Origin of the sequence: Streptomyces griseorubiginosus (assembly GCF_017614965.1) — a bacterium.
Taxonomy (GTDB): Bacteria; Actinomycetota; Actinomycetes; order Streptomycetales; family Streptomycetaceae; genus Streptomyces; species Streptomyces griseorubiginosus_B.
In genome coordinates this window covers 25488-37184 of sequence record NZ_WVUG01000054.1, presented here as the reverse complement: position 1 = coordinate 37184, position 11697 = coordinate 25488, and the positions used below count along the sequence as shown (strand labels likewise).

Sequence of the window (11697 nt, the reverse complement as noted above, 5' to 3'; positions counted from 1 at the left end):
CTCCCGCACATCCCACCCGTAAACAGCCACGAACCCGTCATAAGCCGCCGCAGGCAACCCGTACCGGTCCCGCGACAGAGCCATCACCACCAGATCGTGCTCCCGCAGATCCGAGGAGAACGTCTCCAGATCCACCAGTACCGGCCCGTCCGGCCCGACGTACACGTTCCGGGGCAACGCGTCCCCGTGAATCGGCCCCGGAGTCAGCCGCGGCGTCAACGCGGCCGCGGCCGCCGCGAAGCCATCCCGCCGTTCGCGCAGATACGCCGCGTCGGCCGGATCGATGGCGTCCCCCGCCAGCCGCAGCCACCGCTCCACCCCGCCCAGCAACTCCCGTGGCGGCAGGGCGAACGGGGGCGAGGGCAGCGCGTGCACGACCCGCAGCAGTTCGGCCAGATCCCGCGGTTCGGCGGGCCGTACGGGATCCGGCAGACGGTGCCACACGGTCACCGGATGCCCCTCGACCAGCAACGGCTTCGGCTCCGCCACCCGCACGGCCGCGACCCCCGCCTCGGCCAGCCACAGCGCGACGTCCACCTCCCGCCGCGCCCGCTCCAGCAGCTCCGCGTCCCGACCCACCTTGACCACCAGGTCACCGTCGGCGAACACCGCGTTCTCGCCCAGGGCCAGCAGCTCCGCCGTCCTGGGCAGCACCCCCGCCGCGCCCAGCACGTCCCGCGCCGTCGCCTCGTCCATCGCCCGCCTCCGTGTCCGCCGTCGTGTGGCGTCGGGTTCCAGCCAACCGCAGGTCAGTCTCGCATCCGCACAGGTCCGGGACGTGTGCCCATGCCCTTGACGGGACCCAGGGCCTTCACGACCATGACCGGGCCCGACCGTCCGTACACGAAGAGCGTCCCGTACACAGAGGGGAACCCGTGGCAGCGGAGATCGATGCGGGAAGTGTGGTGCGGCGCCCCACCGACCGTGCCGTCTGGTTCCTCGTCCTGCCCGCCCTGATCCCCATCCTCGTCCTGAGCGTCGGCCCCCTTCTCTACGGCATCCTGCTGGCCTTCACCGACTCCCAGTCCGGCCGGACCGAGCCGACCCGGTGGATCGGCGGCCTCAACTTCCAGGATCTGCTGCACGACACGCTGTTCTGGGAGTCGTTCCGGATCGGGCTGGTGTGGGCCGCGGCGGTGACCCTGCCGCAGTTCCTGCTCGCCCTCGGTCTCGCGCTGCTGCTCAACGAGGACCTGCGGCTGCGCTGGCTGGCCCGCGCCCTCGCGATCGTCCCGTGGGCGATGCCCGAGGTCGTCGTCGGCATCATGTGGCGGCTGGTGTACAACCCGGACGCGGGCGTCCTCAACGAGACCCTGCGCCACCTCGGCCTGGGCGACGGCCACGACTGGCTCAGCGGCCTGGCGACCGCGCTGCCCGCCGTGGTCGTCGTCGGCGTGTGGGCGGGCATGCCGCAGACCACCGTGGCACTGCTCGCCGGACTGCAGAACACCCCGCGCGAACTGCACGAGGCGGCCGCGGTGGACGGCGCGGGCGCCTGGCGCCGCTTCCGCACGGTGACGTGGCCCGCGCTGAGACCCGTCGCCCTCGCCGTCACCGCCCTCAACCTGATCTGGAACTTCAACTCCTTCGCGCTGGTCTACGTGCTGACCAACGGCGGACCGGGCGGCCGTACCCGACTGCCGATGCTCTTCGCCTACGAAGAGGCCTTCCGGTACGGCCAGTTCGGGTACGCGGCCGCGATGGGCTGCGTGATGGTCGCGGTGATCTCGGTGCTGCTCGCGTTGTTCCTCGCGGGCCGGCTGAAGGGAGGGGACGACACATGAGGGCCAACTCCCGTACCCGAGCGGGCCAGTACGTCGCCCTGCTCGCGTATCTCGTCTTCCTCGCCTTCCCCTTCCTCTGGTTGCTCTCCACCGCCTTCAAGTCCCCTCGGGAGCTGGGCAGTCCGCACCCCACCTGGATCCCACGTCACCCCACGCTCGACAACTTCCGCCAGGCCTTCGACGAGCAGCCCCTGCTGCACGCGGCCCTCAACTCCCTGCTCGCGGCGGCCGGCGCGGCCGTCGTCGCCGTACTGATCGCCACTCCCCTCGCCTATGTCGTGGCCCGGCGCCGCACCGCACTGACCCGGGCCGCCACCGGCTGGGTCGTGGTCAGTCAGGCGTTCCCGCTGGTTCTGGTGATCATCCCGCTGTTCCTCGTGCTGAAGAACCTGCGGCTGATCGATTCACTGGCCGGGCTGACCCTCGTGTACGTCGTGTGGGCGCTGCCCTTCGCGCTGTGGATGCTCGCCGGGTACGTCCGCGCGGTGCCGACGGAGGTCGAGGAGGCGGCGGCGGTCGACGGGGCCGGACGGGTGCGGACCCTCGTCCTCGTGGTCGCCCCGCTGCTCGCACCGGGCATCACGGCCACGGCCCTGTTCGCGTTCGTCACGGCGTGGAACGAGTTCTTCTTCGCGCTCGTCCTGCTGAAAACGCCGGAGAGACAGACGCTGCCGGTGGTGCTCACCCATTTCATCGGCGCGGAGGGCGTCGCCGACCTCGGCCCGCTGGCGGCGGCCGCGTTCCTCGCGACGGTGCCCTCCCTCGTCGTCTTCGCCCTCATCCAGCGGCGGATCACCGGCGGCATGCTCACCGGGGCGGTGAAGAACTGATGCGCGGCAGGGCGGTCTGCCTCCTCGTCCTCGCCCTGCTCCTGTCCGGCTGCACCGGCGGCGGCAACGGCACCGCGCACGGCCGTATCACCCTCCGCTTCCAGTCCCTGGCCTGGCAGCAGGAGTCGGTGGAGGCCAACAAGCAGCTGGTGAAGGAGTGGAACGCGAGCCATCCGGACATCAAGGTCGACTATGTCCAGGGGAGTTGGGACAGCGTCCACGACCAGCTCCTCACCGCCTTCGAGGGCGGCGAGGCCCCCGACATCATCCACGACGCCTCCGACGACCTCGCCGACTTCGCCTACGGCGGCTACCTCGCCGACCTGCGGGGCCTGCTGCCCGCCCGGCTCAAGGCCGAGATCCCCCAGCGCAGTTGGCGGACCACCACCTTCGGCGACGGCGTCTACGGCGTGCCCTTCCTCCAGGAACCACGCGTCGTCGTCGCCAACGCGACCTGGCTCAAACGGTCCGGCGTACGCGTCCCGACCCCGGAACACCCCTGGTCGTGGCCGGAGTTCAGGGCCATCACCCGGCAGCTCGGCGGCAAGGGCAGATACGGTGTCGCCTGGCCGCTGAAGGAACCGGTCTCGGCGACCCTCAACCTGTCGCTGTCGACAGGCGGCCGGCTCTTCCACCGGGGAGCCGACGGCAAGGTCACCATCCGCTTCGGCGCGGGCGACGAAGTCGTGCCCCGTACCATCCACGACCAGGCCAACACCGACCACAGCGCCTCCCCCACGACCCTCGGCAGCGGAGGTTCGGACACGCTGCCCGGTTTCTTCGGCGGCAAGTACGCGATGGTCCCGCTCGGGTTCTCCTATCGCCAGCAGATCGCGCAGCAGGCGCCGAAGGGATTCCGCTGGCAGGTGCTGCCCGCCCCGGCAGGCGTCGACGGCCTCGCCCAGGGCGTCAGCCCCCAGACCCTCTCCATCGCCGAGGACAGCCCGCACAAGAAGGAGGCCGCCGCGTTCCTCGACTTCCTGCTGCGGCCGAGGAACATGGTGCGGCTGGCGCTCGGGGACTGGATGCTGCCGACCGGCACCGAGGCCCTGCGGGACCCGGCCCTGCACACCACCAAGGACGGCTGGGCCACCGGCACGGCTCTGGCAGCCGACCTCCGCCCCGCGCCCGCGCAGTCCGTACGCGGCTACTCCGAGTGGAAGGACAAGGTGGCCACGCCCGCCTTCCAGGAGTACTACAGCGGCGCGATCGGCCTCGACGAACTGCGCGGCCGGCTGGAGCGGGACGGAAACCTGGTGCTCGCCCGTTACCAGCGGTGAGCACGACAAGGGAAACCGAGCCGCACGGGAAACCGAGCCGAACGGAGAACCGAGCCGACCGGAAACCGAGCCGACCGGAAAACCGAGCCGACCGGAAAACCGAGCCGAACGGAAAACCAGTTGTCCGCCGTGCCGCGACGAGCCTAGCTTTGCGTTCGTGGCAGCGAACAACGCGATCACCATCACCGGTCTCGGCCGGGACTGCACGCACTCCATTCGGATGCGTCGTGGCCCCGGTGCCCTGACCGGTACGGGAAGCCACGCCCGCTGATTGCTTCGCGCCTGTTTCCCCTCTTCTGTCTTCCGGTCAGGGCCTTCGGCTGCCCTTCTCACCGTTCACGGAAGACAAGGACCGCAGGCCATGGCCCGCCCCACCCGTAACACCCGCGCGCTCTCGCAGAACTTCCTCGCCGACCGCGCCACCGCCGAACACCTCGCCCAGCTGGCCGTCCCGCGCGCACGACAGGTACCCCTGCTGCTCGAAGTCGGCGCCGGAAAAGGCGCGTTGACCGAACGACTCGCCCCGCGCTGCCGGGAACTGCGCGCGTACGAGATCGACCGGCGCCTCCTCCCCGCGCTGCACACCCGGTTCTCCGGCACACCCCATGTGCACGTGATCGGCGCCGACTTCCTCACCGCGAGGGCACCCCGCACCCCCTTCTCCGTCGCCGGGAACGTGCCCTTCTCGCGCACCGCCGCCATCGTCGACTGGTGCCTGCGGGCACCGGCCCTCACCGACGCCACCCTGCTCACCCAGCTCGAGTACGCCCGCAAACGCACCGGTGACTACGGGAGTTGGACCCTGCTCACCGTGCGCAGCTGGCCCCGCTACGAGTGGCGGTTGGCCGGGCGGGTCGCGCGGACGCGGTTCCGGCCCGTGCCGCGCGTCGACGCCGGGATCGTACGGATCGAGCGGCGCCGCAACCCGCTGCTCGAACCGGCCGCGTACGACGGCTGGCGGCGGCTGGTGGAGCTGGGGTTCTCGGGCGTCGGGGGTTCGCTGCACGCCTCGCTGCGGCGGGCCCGTCCCCGGCGCCGGGTGGACGCGGCGTTCCGGGCGGCCGGACTGGATACCGGCGTCCTGGTGGGCGAGGTGTCCCCGCAGCGGTGGCTGCGGCTGCATGAGGTGCTGTGCGCATGAAAGCGCGTGAACCGCGGCCACCCGGATCGAGGCGTCGTCGATGGCGTCGAGGGCGTCGAAGCGTTCCGGCGCCTCGGGGGGGCGTGATCGAGGGCCCGTTGGTTCCCCCGGGGATACCAACGGGCCCTCTGTCAGGGGGAGTCGTCAGACCGTCAGTCGCTCACCGTGCTCCGGTGCCGAGTCGGCGATGACCTCCGGCGACTCGTCGTGCGTGAGGTCGGGCAGACGGTTCAGCCACCTCGGCAGGTACCAGTTGCGCTCGCCGAGCAGGGCCATCACCGCCGGGAGCAGCACGCCCCGGATGATCGTCGCGTCGATGAGCACCGCGGCCGCCAGGCCCACGCCCATCTGCTTCATGGACTGCATGGACAGCGTGCCGAAGATCGCGAACACGGCGACCATGATGACCGCGGCGCTGGTGACGACACCGGCCGTGGTGACGACGCCGTGCTGGATCGCGTCCCTCGTCGTGCGCCCCCGCATCCGCGCCTCGCGGATCCGCGAGACCACGAACACGTGGTAGTCCATCGACAGGCCGAACAGGATCACGAAGAGGAACAGCGGCAGCCAGGTGATGATCGCGCCGACGCCCTCCGCGCCCACCAGCGAGGCGCCCCAGCCGTGCTGGAAGACGGCGACGAGGATGCCGTAAGCGGCGCCCACGGAAAGGAGGTTGAGCACGATCGAGGTGATCGCGATGGTCAGCGAGCGGAACGACAGCAGCATCAGCACGAAGGCGAAGACCACGACGAACGCGAAGACCGGGACGACGGCGCCGCCGAGCTGGTCGTTGAAGTCCTTCGAACCGGCCACCTGCCCGGTGATCGGGGCCTTGAGGCCGTCCACCTTGCCGAGCGTGGCGGGTCGTACCTCGTCGCGCAGCTTCTCCAGGCTGGCGCCCGCCTTGTCCAGGTCGGAGCCGCCGACCAGGGGGACGTAGACGTAGGCGATGTTCTGCGCGTCGTGCAGGGTGATCTGGACCGGGCCGCGCGAGGCGCCCGAACTGATCGCCCGCGCCTTGAAGTCGGCGAGCGCGGACTTCACCTCGGGGGCGTTGATGTCCTTCGCCTTGACGACCACCTCGGCCGGCTCGGAGCCGCCCGGGAAGGCGTCGTTGACGCGGTTGTACGTCTGCACGATCGGCAGCGAGTCACCGAACTCCTGGTCCAGCGTGAGGTTCTGGGTCTTCATGCCGAGTGCGGGGGCCGCCACGGCGAGCAGCGCGCCGGCGGCGACCACCACGGACACCAGCGGCCGGGCGAGCACACCCCTCAGGACCGCTCCCCAGAACCGGCTCTCCCCGCCCGTGCGGGCGGCGCGGCGCTCCATGGCCTTGGCCAGGAAGGGGACGCGGCCCTTTTCCACCCGCTCGCCCAGCAGCGACAGCAGCGCCGGCAGGACGGTCACCGAGCCGACCATGGCGACGGCGACGACCATCAGCGAGGCCAGGCCCATGCCCTCGAACGTGGCGAGCCCGGTGAACAGCATGCCCGCCATCGCCACGCACACCGTGATGCCCGAGACGATGATCGCGCGGCCACTGGTCGCGGCGGCGACGCGCAGGGCCGTGTGCGCGTCGCGTCCCGCGGCCCGCTCCTCCCGCTCGCGGCGCAGGTAGAACAGGCAGTAGTCGACGCCCACGGCCAGACCCACCAGCAGCATCACGGAGTTGGCGGTGTCGGTCATCGGCTGGACATGGCTGACGATGCCGATCAGACCCATCGTCGCCATGATCGCCGTGATCGACAGCGCGACCGGCAGCAGCGCGGCCACCAGCGCGCCGAAGGCGATCAGCAGGATGCCGAGGGCCACCGGGACCGCGGAGTACTCGGCCTTCTTGAAGTCGTCGCCGAACGCGTCGTCGAACGTCTTCCGCATGCTCGCGCCGCCGATCTCCTCGATCCGCAGCGTCTGATGGTCCTTCTGCACCCCGGCGACGGCCTTCAGCACGGGCTCCACCCGGTCGCCCGCGGTCTCGGAGTCGCCGCGCATGTCGAACTGCACCAGCGCGCTGCGCCCGTCCTTGGAGATCGTGTCCGTGGTGTACGGCGACTTGACGTCCGATACCTTGCCGGTCCCGTCGACGGCCTTGACCACGGCGCCGACGGCCGCCCTGAACTCGCTGTCCGTGGCCTTGAGCCGGCCGTCCTTCGCCTGGATCAGGACCGTCTCGCTCGCCGGTTCCTTGATCCCCGCGTCATCGATGATCTGGGCGGCGGTGTGCGTCTCCCCCTTGAGCTGGTCGCTGTCCTTCAGATCGACCCGGCCCGCGGCGGAACCGATCCCCATCGCCAGGACGACGAACAGCACCCAGATGCCGACGGCAGCCCATCGGTGGCGGGCGCTCCAGCCGCCGGCCCGGGCGGCTATGCCCCGTACCCGTGTTTCTCGGTTCCCCATGACGGGCTTGCCCCCTTGTGCGCGGTGGCAGCCCCCTGCCGCCACCTTTCGTTACGAAGGTATGGGCGGCGTAAGACCAACTCGTCGTGCTGCCCGGTGAAGTGCCGTGGCCCGGACTCATCCCCTCGTACTCGGGCGTCTCACCGTTGGGGAGGACGACGGCCCCTTACATCTATCCGGGCTACTCATGAGTAGTGATCGGGGTGGCGGGCCGGTGTCCGGTCCGTCGCCATCGCTCCGACTTTGTCATTACGAAAGCTTGTTGAGTAAGTAACAGCTGCGTGCAGGTGTTGCTCGCGGCCGCGCTCGTCCGTCAGAGTTTCGCGCAGTCCACCCCCGGGTGGACGCCGGCCGTCGTGCCCACCCCCACGGGGCACGACGGCCGCCCTATGGTGTCCGCCATGACGACGACGTATGCGGCGCTGCTGCGCGGGATCAACGTGGGTGGCAAGAAGAAGCTGCCGATGGCCGAGCTGCGGCAGCTGATGGACGGCCTGGGGTACGACCGCGTCCGCACCCATCTGCAGAGCGGTCAGGCCGTCTTCGCCTCGGGCCACGGCGACGAGGAGTCGCTGGCCGCCGAACTCACGGACGCGATCGAGAAGCACTTCGGTTTCTCCGTCGACGTGATCGTCCGCGACCACGCCTATCTGAAGGCGGTCGTCGAGGCCTGCCCCTTCCCGGCCGCCGAGCTGGAGGCCAAGCAGTTGCACGTCACCTACTTCTCGGCGCCGGTCGACGCCGCGCGGTTCGCGGAGATCGACCGGGAGACCTATCTGCCCGAGGAGTTCCGGCTCGGCGAGCGCGAGCTGTATCTCTACGTGCCGCAGGGACTGGGCCGCTCCAAGCTCGCCGAAGTGCTCTCCAGGCCCCGCATCAACAAGGGCGTGATCGCCACGACCCGCAACTGGAACACCGTCGTGAAGCTGGCCGAGCTCACGGCGGAGTGAGAGCTCACGGCAGAGTGACCTTGCGCGGGCCGAGGTAGGGGGCGAGGGAGAGGATCTCGCGGGGCGGGGTCAGACGGGAGTCCTCGAACAGGCGCCCCGCCTCGTCGTCGGTGGCGGCGGCGACCGCGTCGAGCAGCGCGAGCTCGCCCTCGGAAGGGGACCCCGGCTCCTCGACCCCGGCCAGCGGCAGCCAGCCGTCCCATGGGAGGGTCTCGACGCCGCACCGGCAGGCCAGGTCCAGGACGAGGCTGTGCCGGACGAACCAGGCACCCCGCAGGGACTCGTCCCACGACAGCCCGAACGTCGCCGGATCCGAGGCCCCGCCCCGGACGGCCCGCCACGCCTCACCGGCCACCACAAACCGGTTGCGCGGCACATGCAGCGGATCGAAGTCCAGGTCGTGCCCCGCCCGCATGACCTGAGGGTCGGCCAGCCGCCAAGTCCCGTCCGGCAGACGGTACTCGGTGATCCAGTGGTCCTCGTGGAAGCCGTCGACGAAGTACGTGGCGAAACCCCCGCGCACCCGGGCCGGCGTCCCGGTGGCCCGCAGTAGCGAGACGTGCAGCAGGGCGAAGTCCCGGCACGTGCCGACGAACCGCTCCTCGTACGGCCGGGCTTCGGTGAGCGGCCGGTTGGAGCGTGCGCGCAGGATCCGCAGGATCTCGGTGACGTACCGCGACTCGGCGTCGTGGTGCAGCCGCTCCGTCGGGATCCCGTAGCCGAGGGGTTCGCCCTCGCCCCGGTGGATGATCAACGCCCGGACCAGTCGGGCCAGTTCACCGGGATCACGTGGCAGCGCGCCGGTGTCCAGGTCGCCGGGATCGCTGTACGGCGTCTGCTTCAGCCAGGTGTCCATGCCGGGACGCTCGACCCTGCCCCAGGGGGAAGGTCAAGTGCTGTGCGAGGCTCGTCCCATGCGCTACATCATCATCGGAGCAGGGGCCGTCGGCGGTGCGATCGGCGGGCGGCTCGCCGGTTCGGGGCACGAGGTCGTCCTGGTCGCGCGGGGCGCGCACCTGACCGCGCTGCGGGAGGGCGGGCTGCGGCTGACGGTGCCCGACGGGCGGTACACCCACCGGCTGCCCGCGATCGAAGGGCCGGGCGAGCTCGGCGAGTTGAGGTCCGACGACGTGCTGGTCCTCGCCGTCAAGGTGCAGGACACCGTGGCCGCGCTGCGGACCTGGGGCCCGGCCCCGGTCGCGGGCGGCGGCACGGCCGCCGAGCGGCTGCCGCTGCTGTGCGCGCAGAACGGCGTGGAGGGCCAGCGACTCGCGCTGCGCGTGTTCCGCAACGTCTACGGGGTCTGCGTCTGGCTGCCGGCCACCTATCTGGAACCGGGTTCCGTCTCCGCCGGCGGCGCCCCGCTCACCGGCATGCTGCACCTCGGCCGCCATCCCCACGGCACCGACGAGACGGTCCGGCTGATCGCCGCCGACCTGGAGAGGTCCCACTTCGAGGCCCCGGTCGTACCCGACGTGGCGCGCTGGCAGTACGCCAAGCTGCTGACGAATCTCAACAACACCGTCATGGCGGTGAGCGGGCCGGCCGACGGCACCGAAGCGGCGGCGACGTTGCGGGCACGAGTGCGAGCCGAGGGCGAGGCCGTGCTCGACGCGGCCGGGATCCCGTATGCCGGCCTCGAGGAGCAGCAGGCGCTCCGCGGTCACAAAGTGGACCTGGTCCCGCTCGACGGCGTCCCACCCACCGGCGGTTCCACCTGGCAGTCCCTCGCCCGCGCCACCGGCACCATCGAGGCCGACTACCTCAACGGCGAGATCGGTCTGCTGGGCCGTCTGCACGGCGTTCCGACCCCGCTCAACGACCTGCTGCAACAGCTCGCCAACACCTTCGCGCGCGAGCGCCGCGCGCCCGGTTCGATGCCGATCGAGGAGCTGGCCCGGCTGGCCGACGACGCTGTCGCGTTTGTTCAAGAGTCCTGAGCGCGCCCTTCCTAGCGTGGGGCGCATGACGTACGACGACCCCAAGCACCTGCACGCGTACATGACCGAATGTGCCGCCGAGGCGGCCCGTGTGGCACGCGGTGTGCCCGCGGACCGGCTCGGCGAGCCCACCCACTGCCCCGACTGGGACGTCCGCGCCCTGGTCAACCACTGGGTCCTCTACACCTCCCACGGCCTGGAGCACCGGGCCCTGCGCAAGCAGCTCCCCGAGGAGCTGACCGCGCGGGACTTCACCGCCGACCCCGACTGGCCCGCGGCCTACGCCGCCCAGCTGGACCGGGCCGTCGCCGCCTGGGCCGACCCGGCGGTCTGGGAGGGCGAGGTCGACCTGGGCATGGCGAAGATGCCCGCCGCACAGATCGCCTCGATGGTCATCAAGGAGATGGCCGTCCACGGCTGGGACGTCGCCACCGCCACCGGCCAGGAGTACCGCGTCTCGGACGAGGCGGCCCGGTTCGTGCTGCACGTGGTCGAGGAGCACGGCGCCCTCTACCGCCAGTACGACGGTTTCGCCGACCCGGTGCCGGTCCCCGACGACGCTCCCGTCTTCGACCGCGCGCTCGCCGCCAGCGGACGGGACCCCCAGCTCGCCCGAGCCTGACGTACCCCCGGAAACCCCCCACGCAGAGCCTGATTGGGCCAAGAAAACAGTGCGTGATTGGGTCAGGAAGCTGAACCAATCGCCGACTACCGTCGACCGCATGACGAACAGCTCTCCCGTCCGCGTCGACTTCTGGTTCGACCCCGCCTGCCCCTTCGCCTGGATCACCTCCCGCTGGCTGACGGAGGTCGAGCGCGAGCGCCCGCTCGACCTCCGCTTCCACGTCATGAGCCTGTATCTGCACAACCTCGGCAACGAACTCCCCGACTGGTACCGGGACCTGGTCGACCGGTCCATCGGTCCGGTGCGGGTCGCCGTGGCCGCGGCGGAACGGCACGGGGAGAAGGTCCTGCGCGATCTCTACACCGCTTTCGGCACCCGTATCCACGAGCGCGAGGCCGAGGACTTCGACGAGGTGATCGCCGAGTCGCTGGCCGAGCTGGGCCTGCCCGACGATCTCGCCGCCGCCGCGCACGACCCGTCCCACGACGAGGCCGTCCGCCGCCGCCACGAAGCCGGCGTCGAGCCCGAGTCGCGCGGCTATGTCGGCACCCCGACGCTGCACGTCGACGGAACCGTGTGGTTCGGACCCGTGCTCAGGGCCGTTCCGCGCGGCGAGCGGGCGGCCGAACTCTTCGACAGTTTCCGGGTCCTGGCCTCCCACCCCGACTTCTTCGAGCTGAAGCGCACCCGGACCGGCTCTCTGCGCTTCGACTGATCCGATGAATCTACCTTGAGGGTCGGGGGATC

At 70.8% G+C, this 11697-nt stretch carries 11 protein-coding genes; 8 read left to right on the top strand and 3 right to left on the bottom strand.

Annotation, left to right across the window (positions count from 1 at the left end; all coding sequences use genetic code 11):
• Nucleotides 1-696: aminoglycoside phosphotransferase family protein (locus tag GRC12_RS13570; RefSeq protein WP_208779488.1), on the bottom strand; the 696-nt coding region annotated here is incomplete at its 3' end.
• 179 nt (nucleotides 697-875) lie between these two features.
• Here GRC12_RS13570 and GRC12_RS13565 point away from each other — a divergent pair.
• From GRC12_RS13565 to erm, 4 genes are all read left to right on the top strand, one after another.
• Nucleotides 876-1784 carry a carbohydrate ABC transporter permease gene (locus GRC12_RS13565; protein WP_208779487.1) on the top strand — a complete coding sequence of 303 codons (909 nt, stop codon included), beginning with the start codon at nucleotides 876-878 and terminating at the stop codon, nucleotides 1782-1784.
• Nucleotides 1781-2614, top strand: coding sequence for a carbohydrate ABC transporter permease (locus GRC12_RS13560; protein ID WP_208779486.1), 834 nt, complete (start codon nucleotides 1781-1783; stop codon nucleotides 2612-2614). Before GRC12_RS13565 ends, GRC12_RS13560 begins: the two co-directional genes overlap by 4 nt.
• On the top strand, nucleotides 2614-3894 hold the full coding sequence (locus GRC12_RS13555) for an ABC transporter substrate-binding protein (RefSeq protein WP_208779485.1): 1281 nt from the start codon (nucleotides 2614-2616) through the stop codon (nucleotides 3892-3894). Before GRC12_RS13560 ends, GRC12_RS13555 begins: the two co-directional genes overlap by 1 nt.
• A 361-nt stretch (nucleotides 3895-4255) precedes the next feature.
• Nucleotides 4256-5035 (top strand): ErmE/ErmH/ErmO/ErmR family 23S rRNA (adenine(2058)-N(6))-methyltransferase, encoded by a 780-nt coding sequence (gene erm, locus GRC12_RS13550; RefSeq protein ID WP_208779484.1) that lies wholly within the window; start codon nucleotides 4256-4258, stop codon nucleotides 5033-5035.
• Nucleotides 5036-5179: 144 nt separating this feature from the next.
• Here erm and GRC12_RS13545 read toward each other — a convergent pair whose 3' ends face one another.
• The gene (locus GRC12_RS13545; RefSeq protein WP_208779483.1) at nucleotides 5180-7435 is read right to left on the bottom strand and encodes an MMPL family transporter; all 2256 of its coding nucleotides are present in this window, start codon (nucleotides 7433-7435) and stop codon (nucleotides 5180-5182) included.
• 401 nt (nucleotides 7436-7836) lie between these two features.
• Here GRC12_RS13545 and GRC12_RS13540 point away from each other — a divergent pair, with 401 nt between their 5' ends.
• Nucleotides 7837-8385 (top strand): DUF1697 domain-containing protein, encoded by a 549-nt coding sequence (locus GRC12_RS13540; protein WP_208779482.1) that lies wholly within the window; start codon nucleotides 7837-7839, stop codon nucleotides 8383-8385.
• Between the two features lie 4 nt (nucleotides 8386-8389).
• Here GRC12_RS13540 and GRC12_RS13535 read toward each other — a convergent pair whose 3' ends face one another.
• Complete coding sequence (locus tag GRC12_RS13535) at nucleotides 8390-9241, bottom strand: transglutaminase-like domain-containing protein (RefSeq protein WP_208779481.1); 852 nt, start codon at nucleotides 9239-9241, stop codon at nucleotides 8390-8392.
• Between the two features lie 58 nt (nucleotides 9242-9299).
• On the opposite strand from GRC12_RS13535, the gene GRC12_RS13530 reads away from it, so the two are divergent.
• The 3 genes from GRC12_RS13530 (at nucleotide 9300) to GRC12_RS13520 (ending at nucleotide 11665) form a co-directional block, all read left to right on the top strand.
• Complete coding sequence (locus tag GRC12_RS13530; RefSeq protein ID WP_208779480.1) at nucleotides 9300-10325, top strand: ketopantoate reductase family protein; 1026 nt, start codon at nucleotides 9300-9302, stop codon at nucleotides 10323-10325.
• Between the two features lie 25 nt (nucleotides 10326-10350).
• Nucleotides 10351-10947 carry a TIGR03086 family metal-binding protein gene (locus tag GRC12_RS13525; protein ID WP_208779479.1) on the top strand — a complete coding sequence of 199 codons (597 nt, stop codon included), beginning with the start codon at nucleotides 10351-10353 and terminating at the stop codon, nucleotides 10945-10947.
• Between the two features lie 100 nt (nucleotides 10948-11047).
• The gene (locus GRC12_RS13520) at nucleotides 11048-11665 is read left to right on the top strand and encodes a mycothiol-dependent nitroreductase Rv2466c family protein (RefSeq protein ID WP_208779478.1); all 618 of its coding nucleotides are present in this window, start codon (nucleotides 11048-11050) and stop codon (nucleotides 11663-11665) included.
• The last annotated feature ends 32 nt before the right edge of the window (nucleotides 11666-11697 follow it).

What these genes read in the sequence shown, in the direction of transcription:
- GRC12_RS13530 (WP_208779480.1), top strand. Translation starts at nt 9,300, where the DNA reads ATGCGCTACATCATCATCGGAGCAGGGGCCGTCGGCGGTGCGATCGGC.
- GRC12_RS13560 (WP_208779486.1), top strand. Translation starts at nt 1,781, where the DNA reads ATGAGGGCCAACTCCCGTACCCGAGCGGGCCAGTACGTCGCCCTGCTC.
- GRC12_RS13540 (WP_208779482.1), top strand. Translation starts at nt 7,837, where the DNA reads ATGACGACGACGTATGCGGCGCTGCTGCGCGGGATCAACGTGGGTGGC.
- GRC12_RS13520 (WP_208779478.1), top strand. Translation starts at nt 11,048, where the DNA reads ATGACGAACAGCTCTCCCGTCCGCGTCGACTTCTGGTTCGACCCCGCC.
- GRC12_RS13525 (WP_208779479.1), top strand. Translation starts at nt 10,351, where the DNA reads ATGACGTACGACGACCCCAAGCACCTGCACGCGTACATGACCGAATGT.
- GRC12_RS13535 (WP_208779481.1), bottom strand. Translation starts at nt 9,241, where the DNA reads ATGGACACCTGGCTGAAGCAGACGCCGTACAGCGATCCCGGCGACCTG.
- GRC12_RS13545 (WP_208779483.1), bottom strand. Translation starts at nt 7,435, where the DNA reads ATGGGGAACCGAGAAACACGGGTACGGGGCATAGCCGCCCGGGCCGGC.
- GRC12_RS13555 (WP_208779485.1), top strand. Translation starts at nt 2,614, where the DNA reads ATGCGCGGCAGGGCGGTCTGCCTCCTCGTCCTCGCCCTGCTCCTGTCC.
- erm (WP_208779484.1), top strand. Translation starts at nt 4,256, where the DNA reads ATGGCCCGCCCCACCCGTAACACCCGCGCGCTCTCGCAGAACTTCCTC.